The organism is Thalassococcus halodurans, assembly GCF_900108225.1.
GTDB lineage: Bacteria > Pseudomonadota > Alphaproteobacteria > Rhodobacterales > Rhodobacteraceae > Thalassococcus > Thalassococcus halodurans.
Window position 1 is genome coordinate 342,490 of the sequence record NZ_FNUZ01000002.1, and the last position, 21,249, is coordinate 363,738.

General features: G+C 57.6%; 20 protein-coding genes. 9 read left to right on the top strand and 11 right to left on the bottom strand.

The genetic code is table 11. The annotated features are described in order from the left end of the window. Window position 1: 1 nt before the first annotated feature. The 4 genes from C4S59_RS06680 to lptF all read right to left on the bottom strand — a co-directional run bounded on the left by C4S59_RS06680 (window position 2) and on the right by lptF (window position 5,668). The gene (locus C4S59_RS06680; protein WP_234994730.1) at window positions 2–1,168 is read right to left on the bottom strand and encodes a peptidylprolyl isomerase; all 1,167 of its coding nucleotides are present in this window, start codon (window positions 1,166–1,168) and stop codon (window positions 2–4) included. 98 nt (window positions 1,169–1,266) lie between these two features. Further along, entirely contained in the window at window positions 1,267–3,441 is a 2,175-nt protein-coding gene (locus C4S59_RS06685; protein ID WP_103909704.1) for an LPS-assembly protein LptD, read from the bottom strand. Beyond that, complete coding sequence (lptG, locus tag C4S59_RS06690) at window positions 3,441–4,535, bottom strand: LPS export ABC transporter permease LptG (RefSeq protein WP_103909705.1); 1,095 nt, start codon at window positions 4,533–4,535, stop codon at window positions 3,441–3,443. The genes C4S59_RS06685 and lptG overlap by 1 nt, the downstream gene beginning before the upstream one ends. Continuing rightward, window positions 4,532–5,668: an LPS export ABC transporter permease LptF gene (gene lptF, locus C4S59_RS06695; RefSeq protein WP_234994701.1), complete on the bottom strand. Its 1,137-nt coding sequence runs from the start codon at window positions 5,666–5,668 to the stop codon at window positions 4,532–4,534. Before lptF ends, lptG begins: the two co-directional genes overlap by 4 nt. A gap of 131 nt (window positions 5,669–5,799) precedes the next feature. Here lptF and C4S59_RS06700 point away from each other — a divergent pair, with 131 nt between their 5' ends. Both C4S59_RS06700 and C4S59_RS06705 read left to right on the top strand, forming a co-directional pair. Then, entirely contained in the window at window positions 5,800–7,269 is a 1,470-nt protein-coding gene (locus C4S59_RS06700; protein ID WP_103909707.1) for a leucyl aminopeptidase, read from the top strand. Further along, window positions 7,269–7,727, top strand: coding sequence for a DNA polymerase III subunit chi (locus C4S59_RS06705; protein ID WP_103909708.1), 459 nt, complete (start codon window positions 7,269–7,271; stop codon window positions 7,725–7,727). Before C4S59_RS06700 ends, C4S59_RS06705 begins: the two co-directional genes overlap by 1 nt. Here the strand turns inward: C4S59_RS06705 and C4S59_RS06710 are convergent, their stop codons facing one another. Genes C4S59_RS06710 through C4S59_RS06720 form a run of 3 tightly spaced genes read right to left on the bottom strand, consistent with a single transcriptional unit; the run spans window position 7,728 to window position 10,872 of the window. Continuing rightward, complete coding sequence (locus C4S59_RS06710; protein ID WP_103909709.1) at window positions 7,728–8,309, bottom strand: retropepsin-like aspartic protease family protein; 582 nt, start codon at window positions 8,307–8,309, stop codon at window positions 7,728–7,730. A gap of 55 nt (window positions 8,310–8,364) precedes the next feature. Further along, the gene (locus C4S59_RS06715; RefSeq protein ID WP_103909710.1) at window positions 8,365–8,988 is read right to left on the bottom strand and encodes a MarC family protein; all 624 of its coding nucleotides are present in this window, start codon (window positions 8,986–8,988) and stop codon (window positions 8,365–8,367) included. A gap of 30 nt (window positions 8,989–9,018) precedes the next feature. Next, window positions 9,019–10,872, bottom strand: coding sequence for an ABC-F family ATP-binding cassette domain-containing protein (locus tag C4S59_RS06720; RefSeq protein ID WP_103909711.1), 1,854 nt, complete (start codon window positions 10,870–10,872; stop codon window positions 9,019–9,021). A 171-nt stretch (window positions 10,873–11,043) separates the two neighbouring features. Here C4S59_RS06720 and ndk point away from each other — a divergent pair, with 171 nt between their 5' ends. Further along, complete coding sequence (gene ndk / locus C4S59_RS06725; RefSeq protein WP_103909712.1) at window positions 11,044–11,466, top strand: nucleoside-diphosphate kinase; 423 nt, start codon at window positions 11,044–11,046, stop codon at window positions 11,464–11,466. A 57-nt stretch (window positions 11,467–11,523) separates the two neighbouring features. Here the strand turns inward: ndk and C4S59_RS06730 are convergent, their stop codons facing one another. Genes C4S59_RS06730 through C4S59_RS06740 form a run of 3 tightly spaced genes read right to left on the bottom strand, consistent with a single transcriptional unit; the run spans window position 11,524 to window position 13,845 of the window. After that, window positions 11,524–11,868, bottom strand: coding sequence for a TfoX/Sxy family protein (locus tag C4S59_RS06730; protein ID WP_103909713.1), 345 nt, complete (start codon window positions 11,866–11,868; stop codon window positions 11,524–11,526). Then, on the bottom strand, window positions 11,865–12,677 hold the full coding sequence (locus tag C4S59_RS06735) for an isocitrate lyase/PEP mutase family protein (RefSeq protein ID WP_103909714.1): 813 nt from the start codon (window positions 12,675–12,677) through the stop codon (window positions 11,865–11,867). Before C4S59_RS06735 ends, C4S59_RS06730 begins: the two co-directional genes overlap by 4 nt. A 1-nt stretch (window position 12,678) precedes the next feature. Then, window positions 12,679–13,845 (bottom strand): pyridoxal phosphate-dependent aminotransferase, encoded by a 1,167-nt coding sequence (locus tag C4S59_RS06740; protein ID WP_103909715.1) that lies wholly within the window; start codon window positions 13,843–13,845, stop codon window positions 12,679–12,681. Between the two features lie 235 nt (window positions 13,846–14,080). Between C4S59_RS06740 and cysS the strand changes: the two genes are divergently transcribed. From cysS to C4S59_RS06755, 3 genes are read left to right on the top strand one after another with little or no spacing between them, the layout of a single operon-like run. After that, window positions 14,081–15,469, top strand: a complete 1,389-nt coding sequence (gene cysS / locus C4S59_RS06745) for a cysteine--tRNA ligase (protein WP_103909716.1) — start codon at window positions 14,081–14,083, stop codon at window positions 15,467–15,469. Further along, a complete protein-coding gene (gene cimA, locus C4S59_RS06750; protein WP_103909717.1) occupies window positions 15,469–17,082 on the top strand; it encodes a citramalate synthase in 1,614 nt (537 codons plus the stop codon). Before cysS ends, cimA begins: the two co-directional genes overlap by 1 nt. A 23-nt stretch (window positions 17,083–17,105) precedes the next feature. Next, a complete protein-coding gene (locus C4S59_RS06755) occupies window positions 17,106–17,891 on the top strand; it encodes a squalene/phytoene synthase family protein (RefSeq protein WP_103909718.1) in 786 nt (261 codons plus the stop codon). 3 nt (window positions 17,892–17,894) lie between these two features. Here C4S59_RS06755 and C4S59_RS06760 read toward each other — a convergent pair whose 3' ends face one another. Then, a complete protein-coding gene (locus tag C4S59_RS06760) occupies window positions 17,895–19,109 on the bottom strand; it encodes an MFS transporter (RefSeq protein ID WP_103910303.1) in 1,215 nt (404 codons plus the stop codon). An 88-nt stretch (window positions 19,110–19,197) separates the two neighbouring features. Here C4S59_RS06760 and C4S59_RS06765 point away from each other — a divergent pair, with 88 nt between their 5' ends. Genes C4S59_RS06765 through C4S59_RS06775 form a run of 3 tightly spaced genes read left to right on the top strand, consistent with a single transcriptional unit; the run spans window position 19,198 to window position 21,190 of the window. Then, window positions 19,198–19,902: a precorrin-6A/cobalt-precorrin-6A reductase gene (locus C4S59_RS06765; protein ID WP_103909719.1), complete on the top strand. Its 705-nt coding sequence runs from the start codon at window positions 19,198–19,200 to the stop codon at window positions 19,900–19,902. Further along, complete coding sequence (locus C4S59_RS06770; RefSeq protein WP_200813176.1) at window positions 19,881–20,528, top strand: DNA-3-methyladenine glycosylase family protein; 648 nt, start codon at window positions 19,881–19,883, stop codon at window positions 20,526–20,528. The genes C4S59_RS06765 and C4S59_RS06770 overlap by 22 nt, the downstream gene beginning before the upstream one ends. Beyond that, window positions 20,525–21,190, top strand: coding sequence for an alpha/beta hydrolase (locus C4S59_RS06775; protein WP_103909720.1), 666 nt, complete (start codon window positions 20,525–20,527; stop codon window positions 21,188–21,190). The genes C4S59_RS06770 and C4S59_RS06775 overlap by 4 nt, the downstream gene beginning before the upstream one ends. Window positions 21,191–21,249: the final 59 nt, after the last annotated feature.

A 21,249-nucleotide genomic window follows, 5' to 3' on the forward strand; every position in this document is an offset into this window, starting at 1 on the left:
GTCACTCTGTGATGTAGGCGTCGGCACGCAGCTGTGCGAGGTAGCCATCAGCCAAGGAACCAAGGCGACGGTTACGCAGGCCAAGCGCCAGAGTTTCACGATCCGCGTCTTCTGCAATCGCATTGGTCCGGCCACACAGCATCAGAACCATCAGTGTCTGACCGTTCGACCGTGTCAGCGCTGTGGAAATTTCGCCGGGATCAAGCTTGGACAATTCAAACGCAACATCGGTGGGCAGCTCAGATGGCGGCAGGCTCTGACGATCCAGAACTTCAGCCGGTTGGGCTTTGGCGATGCCATACAGGTCGTCGCAACGATCGACCTTGGAGGCTACCACACGCGCTTTGGCCAGTGTTTCGGCTGTCCGACCACCGGGGATGTAGTAGGCGGCGTATTCGACAGCGGCCACTTCCGGTGCGGTATAGCCTGTTTCCTCGATAGCACGTAGCTGGAACAGCGCGATGCCATTCGGGATGGGCAGCGGATCAGACACTTCACCCGGTGCCAGGCCCAACAGGATCGGACGCAGGGCAGGAGGCAGTTCGGTCAACTCGCGCCACGGCAGGCGGCCACCGGCGCCACGGCTGGCTGTCGCGGAATATTTGCGCGCTGCGGCGGAAAACTCGCCCTCAGATGTGTACTGCGAAATCTGTTCTGCACGGGCGCGCACGGCCTCGGCCTGCTGCGGCGGAGCGGGCATGATCAGTTCCGAGATCAGCACGCGCACGTTCGAGCCGTTCGCCGAGCTGGAAAGCGCGCGGGAAATTTCCGCTTCCGACACGTTCGATTCACCGCCGAACCGTGCCTGCACGTAGTTGCGCCAAGCGACGCCTGCGCGCACGAAATCGCGGAACGTGGTGACATCAACACCAGCACCAGCCAGCGCTTTGGTAAACTCTTCACGAGTCAGATTCGCGCGACCAGCGAATTCCTCCATTGCGGCCAGAATTTCCTCTTCCGATGGTGCGAAACCGGCGGCGGACGCAGCCTGCAGACGCAGACGGTCGTCGATCAGCTGTTCACGTGCCAGTTTGTTAATATCGCCCGGGGCATTCAGAACTTGCAGCATGCGTGCGCGTTGCTGCAATTCAAAGCCGGTGATCGCCTGTTCGTTGACCTTGATGACCGGCGAAAACAGCCCCTGCTGTGCAAATGCGCCGGCTGCCATCAGACACAAACCGGTCACCAATCCCGCTGTCAGCAAGGCGCGTGCGCGGTTTGATACTGCAATTGCGGTGCTTGCTTTGCGGTGGTTTTTCTTGCGGTTCAAAAGCTCGAACATGTTCGACGATACTCCTTGGCGCTGCCGCCTGTACTAAATCCCTTTAGCGCAACGGTGAGCCCGAAATCTGTAGATGGCTCAACGTTAGCGGAAGAGGCAAAGCGGCGCGAGACCGAAAAATTCACACCGACGCATTCTGTGCTGTAAGTCAGGCCTAAACCTGCCTTGGCCAGACGATCGTCGGCAACATCATAACGCATGTAGCTGCTGCCAGCCCAACTGGGATTGAACTGGTATTCGCCGTCAAAACTCCATTCCGATTGCGCCGCGTCACGCTCTTCCAGCGCGTCTTCGATCAACAGGATATAAGATGCAGACAGGTCAATGCGATCACTTTCCCATGTGCCGCGCAATTCCGCCTTGTTTAGGCCCGAACCGTCTTCGTTGATCAGGCCGCGTGCGCCGAACATCAAACCGTCGGAATGGCGGACAAAGCCCGACACAAGCAAATCGGATGATGTGCCCGCAAGGCCGGAGGAGCGTGAGAAGACGTCGTCTTCGTCTGCGCGGAAAATCTTGCCCATGGTCAGTCCAGCCGACCAACCAACCGATGTGTCACGCAACCAGCGAACGCCAATGGCTGTTATGCGCCCACGTTCGCGGCGATCTTGGGCAGGAAAGCGCGACAGGGCCAGTAGGTTGCCTTCATCAAATTCGACGCGCGTGGATTCGTCGATGGCAACATTTAAGTTTTCGCCACCGACCCAGGCGGCCTGCGCTACCGGTTCAATCAGATAGCGCGCACCGTCAGCACCTGTTTTCCGCCAAGGCCAGCGCAGCTCAACTGCGGCGGCAGGCGTGATCTGTTGCGCGTCGGACAGCGACGTTGCATCTTCAGCGACCATATAGCGATCAGCCCAAAGATAGGTGGACACCCCAGCGCGAAGACCTCCGGCCAGTGTCCAGCGACGATGCCATGACATCTCGGTCGAGATGCGTGTCATGTCACGGCCATCAACCAACGTATCATCGTCATTGCCATCTACATCCAGAGTAGAAGTGCGATAGTGGTGGTGCGCGTTGAACCCGAGACGGATTTCCCCACCCAGCGCCTTGGGATGCAGCCGCTTTTCGTATTCGACGTCGAAAATCAGGGCAGGCTGGGTATCATCGTCTTCGGAAACGCGCAGGGATTCATAGCGAATGACGCCTGCACTGAAATATTCGTCCAGACGTGTTCGGCTGACTTCGATTGAGGACTTTAGCCGGTCGGCGCCGGAATAGCCGTAGGTGTCCAGATAGGAATCGTCGCTGGTCGTTTGGAAGTCGAACTTCAGCTTGAAGTCCTGCGGCAGGCGGAACAGGCCGGTCCCAAACACATATCCACGCCAGTTGTCAGACGTCAGGTCATCCTGACTGATGGCGGAGTTGATTTCGATGTCGCCAGACCGGAACGCACGGCGGTAGCGCGTTTCTAGCGTGCGGGTATTGGGCGACAGATAGGGTGTGAACGTCAGGTCCTGATGATCGCCCAGCGGCACAAAGTAAGGCAGCTTGATCCCCACGCCCAAAAGGCTGGAGGACCGGATCGACGGGGTCAGAAAGCCACGCGCACGTTTCAGACTTGGATCGGGAATGCGAAGTCGCGGCGCGTAAAACACCGGAATCTTGTGGATGTGAAAGGTCGCTTCATCGAAGTAGATTTGTTTTTCAACTTCATCGTGGATCACACGACGCGCGCGAATTTGCCAAAGAGGAACCTGATCGCGCCCGCAGACCTGACAGGACGTCACTGCCACTTTGGACATCTGCGTATAGCGCCCGTCGACACGTCGCGCCTCAAGTGAAGCAAGCTGTAACTGTTCATCCAGTACGACACGCGCTCCGCGCAGCAGACCGTTTTTCAACTCGGCATCAACTTCGGCACTGTCGGCCAGAAAAATGTTGCCGTTGGGGTCTGTGATCCGCACCTGACCCTCGATCAGAAGTGTACCGGCGGTCTGGTCATATATGATCCTGTCCGCGTTCAGGCGTGTGTCTTCGTACAGCGCTTCAACGTTGCCCTCGGCAATCAGGCGGTTGCCGTCTTCCACAAAAACCCGATCCGCCAGAAGCAAGGCGGGCGGTGCGGGCTCTTCGATGCTGGATGTATTGGTTGTTTGCGCGAAAACTGGCGACATCAGGCCAAGCAAAACAACAACTGGTAACCAGGCCCGCATCAGCCATCCTCTCGGTGTAGGATGATCCCCAATGCAAGAAACGACGATGCAATGGGGGGTATCCATGCCGCCAGGATCATGTTGATCTGGCCGTTCTCACCTAGGATTTGGGCGAAGTTCCGAATGTAGTAAAGACCAAATCCGACCAAAACCGCAGTCAGAACGGAAATGCCTGTGTTCCCCAACCGCGTGTGCCGCATTGTGAACGCCGCACCCACAAGAACGAGGGACAGAAGAAAGACCGGACGGGACAATTCCATATTCAGCCAGACAGCATAGCGGATGGCCGAAAAACCAGCAGTTTCAAGCCCCGCGATAAAGCTGGGCATGTTCCAGATCGACACCGAAGACGGTTTGCCGAACCGGTCACGAATGCCTTCGGCGGTCAGCGTCGATGGCAATTCATAAGAGATGTAGTTGGTGGCATTGGCCTCGGGGTTGCCGCCCAAACCCAGATCCCAGATTTTCACGCCAAACATTTGCCAGACACCGTCCTGCAGTTTCGCGGATCGCGCGGTGATGCGGCGGAAGGGACCGTTTTCGTTGTCATAAGCAAGGAAGCTGACATCAAACAGGGTCGTGGCCAACGGGCTACTGCGGGCGGCGTGAATAACGGTTTGTCCGTCATCGTCCCCTTGGCGCAGCCAAAGGCCCTCGGCGCCAATCGACAGAACATTGCGTCCGCCATTTTCCAGCTTCTCGGAAAGTTCGCTGTATTGCTTGCTTGTCGCGGCAACGATCGGGTTGAAGGCGGCGACGGACACAACGCCGATCAACAGCGCCACCACAGCAGGGCCTGCGATGCAGAGCAAGCCGGAACGCCCGGCAGCCCGCGCCACAACCAGTTCCGAACTGCGCGCCAATGTCAGGAACACGCCGATAGAGGAAAGGATCACGATCAGCGGCATCATTTCATATAGCGATGACGGGATGTTCAGCAGCGTCAGTTGCAGAACCGATCCAAAAGCTGCATCGCCTTCAAATCGCCGCAACTGTTCGATCAGGTCTAACAGGGCGAGGAAAAGAAAAAAGACTGTCAGAATGCCCAAGAAGACGAAAAGAAACCGTTTCGCAAAATAGAGATGCAGGGTCATGCAGGCACCTCGTCATGGTCCTTGCGGCGACGGACAGGCCGGAAGGGCTTGCTCGCACTATGAAGAAGGGCTGCAACCATACCAAAGCCCACCAGACTGGGCAGGTAGATTAGGGGCCAAAGCGTCTCATCACTGCGTATTGGTGTGACGATCGAACCTTCGACCAGTTTCACGACCACCAAAAGGAAAATGGCAAAAACGATCTGCTTGCCAACGCCGAACCGCGAATAGCCGCCGATCATCAGGGATGAAAACCCGATCATCGCCGCGACCAGACCCAACAGGGGTTGCTGGAACCGCATATGCAATTCTTCGCCAACTTCCCCCAAACTCGACTTGGTTTCCTCAGCGACGGCATCCTTGTCGAACAGCAAGCGCCACGTCGATGTCGAATAAAGACGCTCCACACGCCCGACACGGCCCGAGACCATCGCGGTGATGTCATATGTCACGTCGTCAAACTGCGTCGTAGACAGACGGTTTGTTTCCTTGTTCAGCGTTTGCGCCAGACCATTCACCATGACCAGTCGTACGCTTTCTTCGACCCGTAGCAGGTAGGCGGACTGCGCGGTGTAGGTAACTGTCCGGTCGTCGGTCCGGCGGTCGTCTAGCAAAACGTCCCTTAGTTCGCCATCGTCGGTGATTTCGCGAATGAAGAATGTCACGCCAGAGGCGGGATGCAAAAACACGCCTTCACGCACGAGTTTTGCGCTGATGGAACGCGACAGCTCAACCTCACGCTGGCGCAATTGTCCAAGGCTTTGCGGCACCAGAAAATGCGTCAGAACGGACATGATCACTGCAACAAGAAGCCCGAAATACAAAGCAGGGCGTGCCAAACGCCACGGTGAAAACCCTGTCGCCTGAACGACGGTCAATTCCGATTCCGCGCTTAGGCGGTTGGTCACGTAAACCGTGCCCGCGAACGCAGCAATTGGCAGGACGAGTTTCACCACGTTCGGCAGGCTAAGGGCGGTAAATTCCAGAACCACCGCCGCCGAATGACCGTCTGCAATCAGGCGGTCAAACAGGATCACGGCACGGTTCAGCCAGTACACTGAGACAAGCACCAGCGCGAAAAAGCTGAACAGCATTATAAAGCGCGACAGCACGTATCTGTCGAATCTTGCCAAGTGACCCCCCAAGACCACGGTGTTTTGTTGCGCGACCCTAGCTGATTGCGTGACAAGGTAAAAGGTCGGTCTGGTCATCGGCGGTGAAGCGCCTTACCTCTGTTGGAAACAATTCGAACCGGGAGAGTTCCATGACCGAACTGCGCGATATTTCTTTTGCCGAAGTTGATCTTGATCTGTTGGCTGAAACCGAAGGCTCTGTATCCGTCTTCATTCCAGCAGATGGCAAAATGAGCCCCGGCGCGCGGCGTCTGAACCGGCTGACAAAGGGGGCGATTGCGCGTGTGGTCGGGTCTGATCGTTTTGAAAAACTGTCGGTGGGCGATGCCATTTCTCTGGGCTTTCCGACGGGGATGGCCGCTGAAACCCTTATGGTGATCAAATTGCCGCGCCGGCCCGCGCAGGAAGAAGCCCGCAAGGCAGGCGCGACTATCGCGAAATTGGCAGCCGGCAGCCCTGTTACTGTCTTGGCCGAATCTACAGCGCGGATCGAAGACGTCGCTTTGGGTGTTGCTCTGAAAGGTTACAAGTTCACCGATCACAAATCTGAAAAGGCCGATCCTCTGGCGGCGGCCGTCATTTACTGTTCGAAACCCGATGAGGTCGCGCCGAAAGCCGAAACAGCCTTGGCGATTGCGCAAGGCGTTACCTTTACACGTGATTTGGTCAATGAACCGGCCAACGTTTTGACCACCACCGAATTTGCCAATCGTCTGGTGGCGCTCAAGTCTTTGGGCGTCAAGGTAACCGTGTTGGAAGAGGCCGACATGGAAAAGCTGGGCATGGGATCCTTCCTGTCGGTCAGCATCGGGTCCGAAAGCCCTGCCAAACTGGTCGTCATGGAATGGAACGGTGGCGGTGACGAAGCGCCTTTGGCCTTGGTCGGTAAAGGTGTTGTCTTTGATACCGGCGGTATTTCGATCAAGCCCTCGGCCGGTATGGAAACCATGACCATGGACATGGGCGGCGCGGGCGTTGTGGCTGGCGTGATGAAAACGCTGGCTTTGCGCAAAGCCAAGGCCAATGTCGTCGGTCTGGTCGGCATCGTTGAAAATATGCCGGACGGTAAGGCGACGCGCCCGGGCGATATCGTGAAGTCCATGAAGGGCGACACGATCGAGATCGTGAACACGGATGCCGAGGGCCGTTTGGTTCTGGCCGATGTGCTCTGGTACGCTCAGGAAACCTTCAAACCTGCAGGCATGATTGACCTGGCGACACTGACAGGCGCTTGCATCATCGCGCTTGGGCACGACAACGCGGCTTATTTCGCCAATGATGAAGAGTTCGCCAAATCCTACGAAAAATCTGCTGCTGCAGAGGGCGAGGGCACATGGCGTCTGCCTTTGGGCAACGGCTATGCCGAACTGATCAAGACACCCTTGGCGGATGTAAAGAACTCGGGCGGTCGTCCGGCGGGCACGATCACGGCGGCGGAATTCCTGAAACGGTTCGTCAAAGACGAAACTCCGTGGATCCACATCGACATCGCTGGCGTGGCCCACGTACCATCTGAGCGTTTGCTTTCTGGTAAGGGCGCCACAGGTTGGGGCGTTATGGCGCTGAACCGTCTGGTCGCGGACCATTACGAGCAGGACTGATGGGCGCGGCCTATTTCTATCATCTCACGCGCAATCCGTTGGAACACACCTTGCCCATTCTTTTGGGCAAGGCATTGGGCGCAGGGTGGCGTGTGACCGTGCGCGGGGCATCTCTGGATGGCATCGCGCGGCTGGACGACAGCCTGTGGAAACATCCCGAGGAGGGGTTTCTTCCTCATGGTTTGGACACATCGGAAAACGCAGCCGATCAGCCTGTTTTGCTGACCTGCGGGATGAACAACCTGAATAACTCGGCCTGTTTGATGACGGTCCACGGCGCGGACATCACCGCGGATGAGGTAAACGCACTAGAGCGCGTCTGCGTCCTGTTTGATGGGGCTGATGGTGCCGCGGTTCAGCATGCGCGCGTTCAATGGAAGGCGCTGACCGATGCAGGCTGTTCGGCGCAATATTGGTCTGAGGAATCCGGTGTCTGGGAAAAGAAGGCCGAACGCTGATCAGCGTTCAAGCACCATGCGCCCGTTGCTGATTTCAAGGCGGTCAAACCGGTTGAGATAGCTCATTCCTAGCAAGGAATCCCGCATTTCAGAATCGTTCACATATGCGTTGACGCCTTGGTCGGAAAACGGCCCGAAGTCGACATTGGCCAGAACGACAGGCGCGGTTCGCACCGTTCCATTTGCCGTGATGGCTGTAGAAAAGAACGCCATGTCGTCGGGACTGATGCCGACACGGGTCGCATCATCACGGCTAAGCACGGTTCCGGTCGCACCCGTGTCGATCATAAAGCGCACGGGTTGTCCGTTGATGTTCAAGGTCGCGTAGTAATGTCCGTCGCTGGATAGCGGGATTTCAATGCGCCCTTGTTCGGCAAAAACAGTCTGACGTGGTGCAACTGTCTGGCGGATATCATCCCACAACCCGACAACAGCAATCGCGCCAAGAAAGATCAGCGCCCAGATCGCGGCGTGTTGTAGCACTTTGCCCAGTGACCGCCGGTTCTGAACCAGAAACCAGAAGATCAGCACGCTGCCCAATAGCGATAGATATAACAGGTTGGCCGTGTCGTCCGCGCTCATGTTCAGTCCTTATTCCTTGTTATCCAAATAGGAACGCAGGGGCTGAAATGTAAGGCTACCCCGTGCCCAGCCCGAAGGCGCGCAGGCCATCCAGAACGAACTGAACCGACAAAGCGGCCAGAAGCATCCCCAGAAGTCGCGTCACAACAGTGATCCCGACGCGGCCCAAAGCCTTTTCAATAAAGCCCGAGATCAGAAAAAAGGCCAGAACCATGAAAATCACAAGCAGCATCACGCCGAGCACCGCAAAGGTATTCAGCAGCGAATCCGACTGACCTGTCAGCAGGATCATCGACGCAATTGCGCCGGGTCCGGCAATCAGCGGAATGGCGATGGGGAACACAGACGGATCAGGCATGTCTTCGGGATGATCGGCCTTGTCCTCGCGCCGTTTGGTGCGCCGTTCGAACAGCATGTCCAAAGCGGTCAGGAACAGCAGAATTCCACCGGCGATCCGGAAGGCAGGCATTGAAATCCCGATAAAGCCCAGCACCTGCTCACCCAGAAACGTAAACAGGCAGAGGATGCCAAAAGCGATCACACAGGCGCGGATCGCAATTGCGCGGCGCTGTTTGGCGCTGCTGCCTTGGGTCAGGGCAATAAAGATCGGCGTCAGGCCAATAGGGTCAATGACCACAAAAAGCGTGGCAAAGGCGCTGATCAGAAAGGCGGTGTCCATGATGCCTCGTTCTTGGTTTTCGCGGTCAGGTTAACCCTGTTCCAACGCTTCCAGTTTTTCAATCGAAGTCATCCAGAGCGTTTCTGCGCGGTCCAGACCTTCCATGATCTCGGCGTATTTTTTGTTCCAGACTTCCAACTCGCCGGCTTTGGCGCTGTCGTAAAGGTCAGGATCAGCCAGCTTGGCGGCCAGCTTTTCACGCATTTCCTCGATCTTCTTGACGCGCTCTTCGCATTTGCGGGCTTCCGAACGGGCAGCAAGAATGGCGTCGCGGCTGGGTTTTACCGTTTTGGCCGTTTTCGGTTTTTCGGACTTGTCCGATTTGTCCTGCGACAACAGCATCCGGCGGTAAGCTTCAAGATCATCCTCGTACGGTTTGACTGTGCCGTCTTTGACCAACCAAAGGCGGTCGGCCACAAGGCTAAGCAAATGCATATCGTGGCTGACCAGAATGACCGCGCCGGAATAGGCGGTCAGCGCCTCGACCAACGCTTCGCGGCTTTCGATATCAAGGTGGTTGGTCGGTTCGTCGAGGATCAGCATATGCGGCGCATCAAGCGTGGCCAGAAGCAGTGACAGACGGGCCTTTTGCCCGCCCGACAGGCGCGCGACCTCGGTATCGGCCTGATCCGCGCCAAGACCGAAACCGGCCAGTTGCGCACGTAGTTTCGACTGATGCACTTCGGGGCGTTCGCGTTGCAGGTGCTGCAGCGGTGTTTCGTCGATAAACAACTCATCAACCTGATGCTGGGCGAAATAGCCGATGCGCAGCTTCGATGATGCCGTCTTGCGACCAGCCATGAGCGGCAGGCGGTCCGACAGCAGTTTGGACAGCGTGGATTTCCCTTCGCCGTTCTTACCCAGCAACGCAATGCGGTCGTCCTGGTCGATCCGCAGGTTCAGGTTTTTCAGAACAACGGTATCGCCATAACCTGTCACGCCGTTTTCCAGATGAATGATCGGCGGCGAAAGCTCATCCGGCTGTGGGAATGTGAAGACACGCTTTTCGGCTTCTTCCGGCAGAGCGATTGTGTCCATCTTCTCGATCATCTTCAAACGTGCTTGCGCCTGTTTGGCCTTGGATGCCTTGGCGCGGAAGCGGTCCACAAAGCTTTGCAGGTGGTCCTTACGCGCCTGTTGTTTGCGCGCCTGAGCGGCCAGAACGGCATGACGTTCAGCACGCTGGCGGGCGAACTGGTCGTACGGGCCTTGCCAGAACGTCAGCTTTTTCTCGGACAGATGCAGAATACCGCCAACAGCTCGGTTCAGGAGCCCACGGTCGTGGGAAATGATCAGGACGGTGTGCGGATATTTCGCCAGATAGGCCTCAAGCCAGAGCGCACCTTCAAGGTCCAGATAGTTGGTCGGTTCGTCGAGCAGCAGCAGATCGGGCTGCGCAAGCAGAACACCCGCCAACGCGACGCGCATACGCCATCCACCGGAAAAGGCCGAACATGGCATGCGCTGTTGTTCGTCGTCAAAACCCAGACCTTTCAGGATCGCACTGGCGCGAGCTTCAGCCGACCATGCATCAATATCGCTGAGCCGTGTCTGGATCTCTGCGATCCGGTCAGGATCACTAGCGGTTTCTGCCTCGGCCATAAGCGACGCGCGTTCGGTATCGGCTGATAGAACGGTATCGATCAACGACGTCTCGGACGATGGCACCTCTTGCGCGACGCCGCCCACTTTGGAGCGTTCGGGCAGTTCAATGGTTCCGCCATCCAGCGTCAATTCCCCCCTGATCAGGCGGAAAAGCGTTGTTTTACCGGTGCCATTGGCTCCGACGACGCCGACCTTATGACCGGCAGGAATGGTGGCAGAAGCTTCGACCAGCAAAGGGCGGCCTTCGACCGAATATGAGATGTCTTTGATCCGTAGCATGACCCGCGCTTAGCAGAGCCTTTCGGCCACCGAAAGACGGATCATCCGCCAGATCACGGCAGTTGTGACGACTTTCGCGCAAAATCTGTGTTTTCAAGACGCGTGGGCCATGGTACGGGGGCCGCAATTGTCCGGTAGGGCCGGACGTGTCCCTAACTATTGAGGTTTCCAATGGCGCTTGAACGCACATTCTCGATCATCAAACCCGACGCAACCAAGCGTAACCTGACTGGCAAAATCAACGCCAAGTTCGAAGAAGCTGGTCTGCGCATCGTTGCACAGAAACGCATCCACCTGACAAAAGCACAGGCTGGCAAGTTCTACGAAGTACACGCCGAGCGTCCCTTCTACGACGAACTGTGCGAATTCATGGCATCCGCACCTGTTGTTGTTCAGGTTCTGGAAGGTGAAGGCGCAATCGCGAAAAACCGCGAAGTTATGGGCGCAACAAACCCTGCCGACGCGGCACCGGGCACCATCCGCGCTGAGTTCGCGGAATCCGTAGGCGAGAACTCGGTTCACGGTTCGGACGCGCCGGAAACAGCGGCTGTTGAAATCGCGTACTTCTTCTCGGGTCTGGAACTGGTCGGCTAAGCCACCGTTTCAATCCGGAACGAATTGGGGCTGTCCAAATGGGCAGCCCTTTTACGTTCAGGCAGGGTTTGCAGGCAGGACGCCGATTTCGTTCAATACCTTTTCAAACTCTGATTTATGGCTGGCCTTGCTGCCTTTGAATTCGGCGCAGATGGCATCAAAGGTGATCCTCAGATCGTCCTTTTCTTTACCTTTGCAATCATTCCATGGCCGCCCCTGCAACGCCATGTGCATCACGTAATACCCGATGAAATGCGGCTTGGTGCCAGATTGCAAAAGTCTGCGATAGGCCTCATCCGCCCCAAGATCGCGCAATTCCTCGGCGCTGTTGATGCCCGCGCGGGCGCAGGCTTGTTCAACGGCAGGCCCAAGATTTTTGATCGAAGATACCGGGCTGCTCATGTCAGAAGCTTGTCGACTTCGCTGCCGGAAATCACATTGCCCAGAGCAGAGAAATCGTCGTCTTGGAACATGGCAGTGGCCGCATCAAAAATGACCTTGTGCGTTGCCCTTGCGACAGCCGATCCAAGTGACAGCCGTGCGATGCCTGCATTGGCGAACTCATCGCGTTTATGCTTGGTCATCTGGCCGACGACCAACGCGTTCACGGGAACCGAGACCGAGGAGCAGATGGTTTTCAAATCTTCAAACGAAGGCGGGCAGGGGATGTAGACGCAATCCGCGCCTGCGGCTTCAAAACCTTGAATGCGCCGGATGCCTTCCGCCAGATCATAGACGCCATTCATCACGCCGTCTGCGCGGGCACAGAGGATAAAGTCATTCGGCAACGCACGCGCCGCACTGGCGGCCGCACGGATGCGGTCGACGGCAAGATCGTAATCGTAGACGCCAGTGTCTGGCAAAGCGGTGTCTTCGATCGAGATGCCAGCCAAGCCGACCTCGGCTGACAGGCGCACCGTTTCGGCGCATTCCTCGGGCGCTTCGCCAAAGCCGTTTTCAAAATCGCCCGACACCGGAAGGGTCACCGCGGAAATAAGCTCTTGTGCATGTGCTAACGCCTCGTCCCGTGTGACATTGCCCATATCCGGACGGCCAAGCGTAAATGCGTGCGCGGCAGATGATGTTCCGATCGCGTCGGCACCCAATGCGGCCAGCATTTTGGCTGATCCCGCATCCCATGCGTTTGCTAGGATAAAGGGGTTTCCTTTCTGGTGGAGCGCACGAAATATCGCGCCGACATCTTTCGTCATTTCAAAGGCTTTCTGCAAATTCTCGTAGGGTCGAGATTGCCTGTTCAAACGTCTGATCGTCAACCGTCATCGCCACGCGAATATGACCGGCAGCGGCCTGACCAAAGCTTTCGCCCGGCATGACGGCGATGTCGCGTTCATCCAGCAAACGATGGGCAAACTCTTCGCCGCTCAAGCCCGTCGAGCGAATATCCAGCATCATGTACATCGCGCCCATCGGAGGGATCACTTGGATCACTTTTGATCCGCTCAGCAAACGCATCGCGATATTCTTGCGGCGTTCGAACGGTTTGGCGTGTTTATCCTCAAGTCCTTTGCCTTGGGCCAATGCAAAGACTGCTGCGTCCTGAATGTAGCCTGGCACACCGTAGGTCGTGACAATGGCCAGATCGGCCAAGTGGGCAATGGCCTCTTCTGGGCCGATTAGCCAGCCTACGCGACTGCCTGTCATGGCATGGCTTTTCGACATGGACCCGATCTGCAGCGTTCGGTTCGCCATGTCGGGCAGTGCCCGGGGGCTTATGTGCGCGCCTTCCCAGACCTGCGTGCTGTAAACTTCGTCGGAAATCAGCCACATGTCCCGATCGCGCACAAAACCGCAGATCGCTTCTAATGTGTTCGCGTCATAGACCGTGCCGGTGGGGTTGTTCGGTGTGTTGATCAGAAGCGAGGACGCTTCGGGCGTTTCAGACAACTGGATGGCCGTTGGACAGAACCCGTTTTCAGGCGCTGTCACGATGGCATGGGGCACGGCACCCGCCCCACGGATCGACCCGGGGTAGGTTACGTAATAGGGATCAATATAAAGCGCGGTATCGCCCGCATCACATGCACAGAGATGCGCTGCAAACAGCGCGGCCTGAGCGCCGGGGGTGATCAAAACGTTATCCGAAGTCGTCGGTACGCCGCTTTGTGCGGCAACGCGTTTCGCCACGGCCTCGCGCAATTCCGGCGTCCCGGGAACAGCGGCATATCCCGTGTGGCCGCCTATGGCCGATTGGTGCATTGCCTCAAGGATTTCTGGGTCAGTTTTGTCGTCCGGTTCGCCAATCGTCAGTTCGGTGATTTTTTCACCTGCAGCCACGCGACGGCGCGCTTTGTAAAACACGTCCCAGCCGTCGGTCCCACCGTTGTTGAGTGTTGTAATGCGATTGGACAATTCCGGCATACATGGCCCCCTGAAATTCACCGCGCTTTTCTGCGCCAGAATTCGAACAGCGTCCATGTCGAAGTTTCTTGTCGGATGATCACCTCGGTGTTACCGTCCGCCTATGAGCACACTGGCAATCATTCGCTGCTGTATTATTCCCTGCTAAGTTATCTTGCGGGCCGCTCTCCTATTTCCTCTTTGATCCGAAGTTGCTAAGCCCGCCGCGACCAGAAGGCCGTAAGGACCCGAGACTATGACGATCAGGCTGACCAACTCGAAGACCCGCGAAAAAGAGGTCTTTGCCCCAATCGATCCGGAAAACGTGCGGATGTATGTCTGTGGGCCGACGGTGTATGACCGCGCGCATCTTGGAAATGCGCGTCCGGTGTTGGTGTTTGATGTGCTCTACCGTCTGCTGCGCGAAACCTACGGCGCGGATCACGTGACCTATGTGCGCAACTTTACCGATGTGGATGATCGCATCAACGAAACCGCCCGCAAACGCAAAGAGGCAGGCGCAGAAGGTACACTTGAACAGCTGATCGCGGAACGGTCGGAAGAAACCATCGCGTGGTACCATGAAGACATGGATGCACTGGGGGCCATGCGCCCTGACCATGAACCGCGCGCAACGGCCTATATCGGTGAAATGATCGCGATGATCGAAAAGCTGATTGAACAGGGCCATGCTTATGCTGCCGAGGGCCATGCGCTGTTTTCTGTCGATAGCTTCAACGAATACGGCGCGCTGTCGGGCCGGTCTGTCGATGACATGATCGCCGGTGCGCGGGTCGAAGTTGCGCCTTACAAAAAGAACCCGATGGATTTTGTCCTTTGGAAACCGTCCAGCGATGATCTGCCCGGTTGGGACAGCCCATGGGGCCGTGGCCGTCCGGGTTGGCATATTGAATGCTCGGCAATGTCCGAGGCGCTTTTGGGTGTTGAGTTCGACATTCACGGAGGCGGCAACGATCTGATGTTCCCGCACCATGAAAACGAAATCGCGCAAAGCTGCTGCGTGAATCCGGGAACAGATTTTGCGAAAACCTGGCTGCATAACGAAATGCTTCAGGTCGAGGGCAAGAAGATGTCCAAGTCCTTGGGCAACTTCTTTACCGTGCATGATCTGCTGGAACAGGGCGTTCCGGGCGAAGTGATCCGCTTTGTCATGCTGTCCACGCATTACCGCAAACCCATGGACTGGACCGAAAAGAAACGGGCCGAGGCCGAGGCTACATTGCGTAAATGGCGCGCGATGACGGCGGATGTGGCTGCGGGCGCGATTCCTGAGGATGTGATCGCAGCAGTCTCCGACGATCTGAACACCGCTGGCGCGCTCACTGTCCTTCACCGTCTTGCCTCACACGGCGATGCGGCTGGCCTGAAAGCAGGCGCGCAGTTCATCGGGCTTTTGACCGACGAATTGGGCGGCTGGATTGCCCCGGCGGCGGATCTGTCTGCGTGGGAAAACAAGCTGGCGACGGCGCGCGAAACAGCGATGCAGACCAAGGATTTCTCGCAAGTCGATGCATTGAAAACCATGCTGCTCGATGCAGGGGTCGAGGTGCGCATGTCCAAGGCTGGTGTCGAGCTAATCGCAGGCGCGGGCTTTGATGCGGCCAAACTGGTGGATGTGGACTAATGAGCAAAGAACGCCTGTACCTCTACGACACCACGCTGCGCGACGGCCAGCAAACGCAAGGCGTACAGTTTTCGACATCTGATAAGCTTCGGATCACGGCGGAACTGGATGCTTTGGGGGTCGACTACATCGAGGGCGGTTGGCCTGGCGCAAACCCGACGGACAGCGCGTTCTTTGATCAGGTTGACCACACCAAGGCGCGTATGACGGCCTTTGGTATGACCAAACGGGCAGGGCGTTCGGCTGAAAATGACGACGTGCTGGCAGCGGTTCTGAATGCTGGTACGCCTTGCGTGTGTCTGGTGGGCAAAAGCCACGACTTTCACGTGCGTGAAGCGCTTGGCATCTCGCTGGACGAAAACGTTGAAAACATCCGAGCGTCGATTGCCCACTGTATCGCGCAAGGCCGCGAGGCGTTGTTTGACGCTGAACACTTCTTTGATGGCTACAAAGCCAATCCTGACTATGCGCTCGAATGTCTGCGCGCCGCGCAGGATGCAGGGGCCCGTTGGATCGTTTTGTGCGACACCAACGGAGGCACGTTGCCCAGCGAAGTGCATCAGATTGTGACCGAGGTTATCGCCGCGGGCATTCCGGGCGATCATCTGGGCATTCACACCCATAATGACACAGAAACCGCCGTGGCCTGTTCCTTGGCCGCCGTCGATGCAGGTGTCCGCCAAATTCAGGGCACGCTGAACGGGCTTGGCGAGCGCTGTGGCAACGCGAACCTGTTGTCGATCATTCCGACGCTTGTTCTGAAAGAACCGTACCGCAGTCAGCTGGAAACAGGCATCAGCGATGAAGCGCTGGAAGGCGTAACGCGCATCAGCCGTATGCTGGACGAAATCCTGAACCGCGTGCCGCAGAAACAGTTGGCCTACGTGGGGTCTTCGGCGTTCGCCCACAAGGCGGGCCTGCATGCCAGTGCAATCCTGAAAAACCCGTCGACCTACGAACACATCGAACCGGCGCTGGTCGGCAACCGCCGTGTGATCCCGATGTCCAATCAGGCGGGTCAGTCCAATTTGCGTAAACGCCTGTCCGAGGCGGGAATTCAGATCGAAGCAGGCGATCCCGCTTTGGCCCGCATCCTCGAGGTGGTCAAAAACCGCGAGGCCGAGGGCTATTCCTACGACACGGCTCAGGCGTCGTTCGAATTGCTGGCGCGTGAAGAAATCGGTCAACTGCCGCATTTCTTTGAGGTCAAACGCTACCGTGTGACGGTCGAGCGCCGGAAAAACAAACACAACAAGATGGTGTCGTTGTCCGAGGCCGTTGTCGTTCTGAAAGTCGATGGAGAAAAGAAGCTGTCGGTCAGCGAAAGCATGGATGAAACCGGATCGGACCGTGGCCCTGTGAACGCGTTGTCCAAAGCCTTGGCCAAAGACCTTGGGCAGTATCAGGAATTGATTGAAGACATGCGTCTGGTCGACTTCAAGGTTCGCATCACCCAAGGCGGGACCGAGGCCGTCACGCGCGTCATCATCGACAGCGAAGACGGGCAAGGGCGCCGTTGGTCCACCGTTGGCGTGAGCGCGAACATAGTAGATGCAAGTTTCGAGGCGCTGCTGGATGCAGTGCGCTGGAAATTGGTGCGCGACACCGCCTGAACGCGACCGCAGGACCCGCTAGCATGAGCAAGCCCGAATTCTCAGACGATCTGAACGCCTGCGCCGCCTTGGTGCAAAAGGGCGATCCGCATCGGTTCCGTTATGCCATGGCGGCACCGGTGTCTGCACGCGCGGTTCTGTTTCCGATCTATGCGTTCAACGTCGAAGTGGCCCGCGCGCCGTGGCTTACGAAAGAACCGATGATCGCGGAAATGCGTCTTCAGTGGTGGCGCGATGCTTTGGGCGAAATCGCGGATCGCGGCATTGTGCGGCGGCACGAGGTGGTGACACCCTTGGCGCAAGTGCTGACGCCCGAGTTGGCGAAAGATCTGGAGCGTCTGGTCGCCGCCCGTCGTTGGGACATCTATCGCGACCCGTTCGAGGATGCGGCGCACTTCACCCAGTATCTGGAAGAAACCGCTGGGCATCTGACCTATGCAGCAGCTTGCGCGTTGGGCGGCGCTCCGCGCGATGTGGCAATTGATGCGGGTTATGCCATGGGATTGGCCAGCTATTTCGCTGCTATTCCAGAGCTTGAAAATCAAGGGCGCAAACCCTTGGTCGATGGACGGCCCGACGCGATTGGGGCTTTGGCAGCGGACGGTCTGGCACGGTTGAAACGTGCACGTGCGCAAAACTCGGCTGTTTCAGCCAAGGCACGTGCTGCGTTTCTGGGCGCGCGTAAAGCCGAGAAGGTGCTGAAACAGGTGGTCAAAACGCCGTCGTTGGTGGCTGAGGGCGCACTTGGTCTGTCCGGTCTTTCCGAGACGGCAATGCTTAGTTGGTCGTCGCTCAGCGGGCGTTGGTAAGGCTTACGCCTTAGCCACCGCACGCTGGTTCAGCACCAGCCAGATCAACGCACCGCCAGCCATAGTCAGGAACGGCACCATCGCAAGGTTAACCGCAGTCCACCCCTCAACCGCCGACCCGCCGGAACAGTTCATCAATCCGCCGGACGCCAGGGACGCAAAGGTCACGCCGCCAAACACGATCAGGTCGTTCATACCCTGCATCCGGCCACGTTCATGCGGTTCATGCGCACTGGCCAGAAGGGTTGTCGATCCGATGAAGCCAAAGTTCCAGCCAAGGCCCAGAAGAACCAAAGCAACGTAGAAGTTTTCAAGCTCAACACCGGCAAGACCGACCACACCGGCGGCGGCCAGGATAGCCAGACCCAGACCCATGATCTTTTCAACGCCAAAGCGCGCGATCAGGTGGCCGGTAAAGAACGACGGCACAAACATCGCCAGAACGTGCAGCGTGACGACATCTGCCGCATCGGCCTTGTCAAAGCCGCAGCCAACCACAGCCAAAGGCGTGGATGTCATCACAAGGTTCATCAAAGCGTATGACACCATCGCACAGATGACAGCGACAGCGATGGTTGGCGTTTTCAAAAGCTCCATCCGCGACCGGCCCTTAGGGGCGTCCTCGGACGGCACCGGCGGTTTCGGGATGTCGAGGAAGAAGAACAGCAGCGAACCTATCAGGTTGACCGCAATCACCGCGACATAGGTGCCGAGGAAAGGGACCACATAGGCATCGGCGGTGAACTTGACCAACTGCGGGCCAAGGATGGCAGACACCAGACCGCCCGCCATAACGTAGGAAATCGCTTTGGGGCGGAACGCGTCTGATGCTGTGTCCGCCGCAGCAAATCGGTAGAAGCCCTGTGCCGACATGTAGACGCCGGTCAGAAGGCTTCCCAGCAGGAAGACGGGGAAAGAGTTCAGATAAAGGCCATAGGCCCCGACCACACCGCCCAAGGCACCGCCAAGCGCGCCCACGACAAAGCCTGCGCGGCGGCCGTATTTCTGCATAAAGCTGGAAATCGGCGTGGCGGTCAGCATGGACCCCAGAACGATCATCGAAATGGGCAGCGTCGCAAAGCACACGTTGGACGCGAGGCTTTGCCCCGCCAACCCGCCAATGGTGAAAATCATGGGCATCTGAGCGCCCAGAATTGCCTGCGCTGCGACCAGTACGGCTACGTTGCGCTTGGCGGTGCTATGCGATGAATCTGTCATGCGTAATCGGTAGGACCGTTCCTGCAAAGTTACAAGCGTCGCGAATTCAATCTGGCGCGACGGGACATGGTCGGGATATGTCAGGTGCATGAGCAATCCGAGCGGCGCAAATGTGGTGATCCAAGGCGGCACAGCCGAAGCCAAACGATTGGCTGATATGCTGCCCCACGCGCAGTTTATCCGCGCCATCGACACACGCGGTGGCCCGGAAAATGCCGGTGCTTTAACGGCCGATGCACTGCGGCAGAAAGGCGCCTCTCTTTTGGTGGATGCATGTCATCCATTTGATATCGCGTCACATTATCGGGCAGTGCGGGCGGCTGGTTCTATCGGAGTGTCCTACGTGCGTTTGCTGCGTCCGGCTTGGTCCCAATCACCCCGCGATCATTGGGTGCAAATCGATCGGGGCTGTTCGTTGCGTCGTGTTGTTCCGAACGGAGCGCGGCTGTTTGCAGCCACTGGCCGCGAAGAACTGAATGCGTTCAAGCCTCTGCATGCACATGTTTTCTGGCGCAGTGTGGGCGATGAAAGGGTAAGCCTGCCGTTGCGAAATTCGCATGTCTTACCGGCAGAAGGCCCGTTCACCGTCGAAGGCGAAATGGCGCTTTTCCGCAAGCTTCGGATTGACTGGCTGGTGGTGCGCAATGCAGGCGGGCAGGGTGCTTGGCCCAAGATCGAAGCGGCACGGCGGTTGGGTATTCAGGTCGCCATGATCGATCGCCCCAAGCCGCTTAAAGGGCCGGTGCTTGGATCGGTGGATGAGGTGATGGAATGGATCGAAAAGACGCTGTGATCGGCCGGATCATCGAAACGGACAACTGCGTCGCTGAAGGCGCGTCTTATCTGTGTGGGATCGAACCGCGTTTTGCGACCGCTTTGAAAGAAACAGGTCCGCCGCCTCTCCGTCGTAGTCCGGACGGTTTCGACGAATTGCTACGGGCGATCATCAGCCAGCAGGTTAGCGTCGCGTCGGCCCGTGCCATTCGCCAGCGTCTGACAGACGCAGGTATGACCACACCAGATGCGATCCTGTCGGTGGATGACGATCATCTCAGATCGCTGGGTCTTAGCCGCCAAAAGGCCCGCTATGCGCGTTCCTTGGCAGAGGCGCAGATTGATTATGATGCCCTACGCAACGCCGAGACCAGCCAAGTCATCAAAACCCTGACGCAAGTCACCGGTATCGGTGTCTGGACGGCGGAAATCTATGCAATGTTCAGCCTTGGCCGCGCTGATGTCTTCGCGCCCGGCGATCTGGCGCTTCAGGAAGCTGCCCGTATTTTGTTCGAACTGCCCGAACGCCCCAAAGAAAAAGAGCTGCGACAACTGGCCGAGGCCTGGTCCCCATGGAGAGCGGTTGCAGCGCGGCTGTTGTGGGCCTACTACCATGTAGCCAAAGATCGGGAGGGTATCGCATGACACGTGTTTTGCAGGCAGGACGGAAAGAACCTTTGTCGGGGGAAACGCGCTCTGCGGTCATCTTCCTGCACGGCTATGGCGCGAATGGTGCCGATCTTCTGGGTCTGGCTGATCCTTTGGCCGAACACCTGCCTGATACGTTGTTCATTGCGCCCGACGCCCCCGAGGCCTGCGCCGGTTCGCCGATGGGGTTCCAGTGGTTTCCCATTCCGTGGATCGACGGCTCCAGCGAAGAAGAGGCCGAAGCTGGCCTGCGTGCCGCAGCCGAAGATCTGAACGCCTTTCTGGATGCGGTCATGGTGGATGAAGACCTGCTGCCCGAACAGGTCGTGCTGGTCGGCTTCAGCCAAGGTACGATGATGAGCCTGCACGTCGCACCCCGTCGTGAAGACCCCGTTGCGGGTATCGTCGCTTTCTCGGGCCGTCTGCTGCAGCCGGAACTGCTGGAAGACGAGGTCATTAGCCGCCCGCCGGTTATCCTGATCCATGGCGACATGGATGATGTCGTGCCGCCGCAATCTCTGCCTGATGCTGCGGATGCGTTGCAAAAGGCCGGCTGGAAAGAGGTCTACGCCCACGTCATGAAAGGCACCGCACACGGCATCGCACCAGATGGCCTTTCGGTTGCACTGGCCTTCATGCGGGACAAGTGCGGGCTGTAATCTGCCCGTCTGCCTGTTCATTAGGCTGTCACATTCGCCAGCTACGTCTGTTCGCATAC

Excerpts from the sequence above, each read along its gene's own strand:
- C4S59_RS06685 (WP_103909704.1), bottom strand. The coding sequence starts at position 3,441 with ATGCGGGCCTGGTTACCAGTTGTTGTTTTGCTTGGCCTGATGTCGCCA.
- C4S59_RS06680 (WP_234994730.1), bottom strand. The coding sequence starts at position 1,168 with ATGGCAGCCGGCGCATTTGCACAGCAGGGGCTGTTTTCGCCGGTCATC.
- C4S59_RS06710 (WP_103909709.1), bottom strand. The coding sequence starts at position 8,309 with ATGAGCGCGGACGACACGGCCAACCTGTTATATCTATCGCTATTGGGC.
- C4S59_RS06730 (WP_103909713.1), bottom strand. The coding sequence starts at position 11,868 with ATGAGCAGCCCGGTATCTTCGATCAAAAATCTTGGGCCTGCCGTTGAA.
- C4S59_RS06700 (WP_103909707.1), top strand. The coding sequence starts at position 5,800 with ATGACCGAACTGCGCGATATTTCTTTTGCCGAAGTTGATCTTGATCTG.
- C4S59_RS06775 (WP_103909720.1), top strand. The coding sequence starts at position 20,525 with ATGACACGTGTTTTGCAGGCAGGACGGAAAGAACCTTTGTCGGGGGAA.
- C4S59_RS06760 (WP_103910303.1), bottom strand. The coding sequence starts at position 19,109 with ATGACAGATTCATCGCATAGCACCGCCAAGCGCAACGTAGCCGTACTG.
- C4S59_RS06765 (WP_103909719.1), top strand. The coding sequence starts at position 19,198 with ATGAGCAATCCGAGCGGCGCAAATGTGGTGATCCAAGGCGGCACAGCC.
- C4S59_RS06735 (WP_103909714.1), bottom strand. The coding sequence starts at position 12,677 with ATGACGAAAGATGTCGGCGCGATATTTCGTGCGCTCCACCAGAAAGGA.
- C4S59_RS06715 (WP_103909710.1), bottom strand. The coding sequence starts at position 8,988 with ATGGACACCGCCTTTCTGATCAGCGCCTTTGCCACGCTTTTTGTGGTC.
- cimA (WP_103909717.1), top strand. The coding sequence starts at position 15,469 with ATGAGCAAAGAACGCCTGTACCTCTACGACACCACGCTGCGCGACGGC.
- lptG (WP_103909705.1), bottom strand. The coding sequence starts at position 4,535 with ATGACCCTGCATCTCTATTTTGCGAAACGGTTTCTTTTCGTCTTCTTG.
- C4S59_RS06705 (WP_103909708.1), top strand. The coding sequence starts at position 7,269 with ATGGGCGCGGCCTATTTCTATCATCTCACGCGCAATCCGTTGGAACAC.
- C4S59_RS06755 (WP_103909718.1), top strand. The coding sequence starts at position 17,106 with ATGAGCAAGCCCGAATTCTCAGACGATCTGAACGCCTGCGCCGCCTTG.
- ndk (WP_103909712.1), top strand. The coding sequence starts at position 11,044 with ATGGCGCTTGAACGCACATTCTCGATCATCAAACCCGACGCAACCAAG.
- C4S59_RS06740 (WP_103909715.1), bottom strand. The coding sequence starts at position 13,845 with ATGCCGGAATTGTCCAATCGCATTACAACACTCAACAACGGTGGGACC.
- cysS (WP_103909716.1), top strand. The coding sequence starts at position 14,081 with ATGACGATCAGGCTGACCAACTCGAAGACCCGCGAAAAAGAGGTCTTT.
- C4S59_RS06770 (WP_200813176.1), top strand. The coding sequence starts at position 19,881 with ATGGATCGAAAAGACGCTGTGATCGGCCGGATCATCGAAACGGACAAC.
- C4S59_RS06720 (WP_103909711.1), bottom strand. The coding sequence starts at position 10,872 with ATGCTACGGATCAAAGACATCTCATATTCGGTCGAAGGCCGCCCTTTG.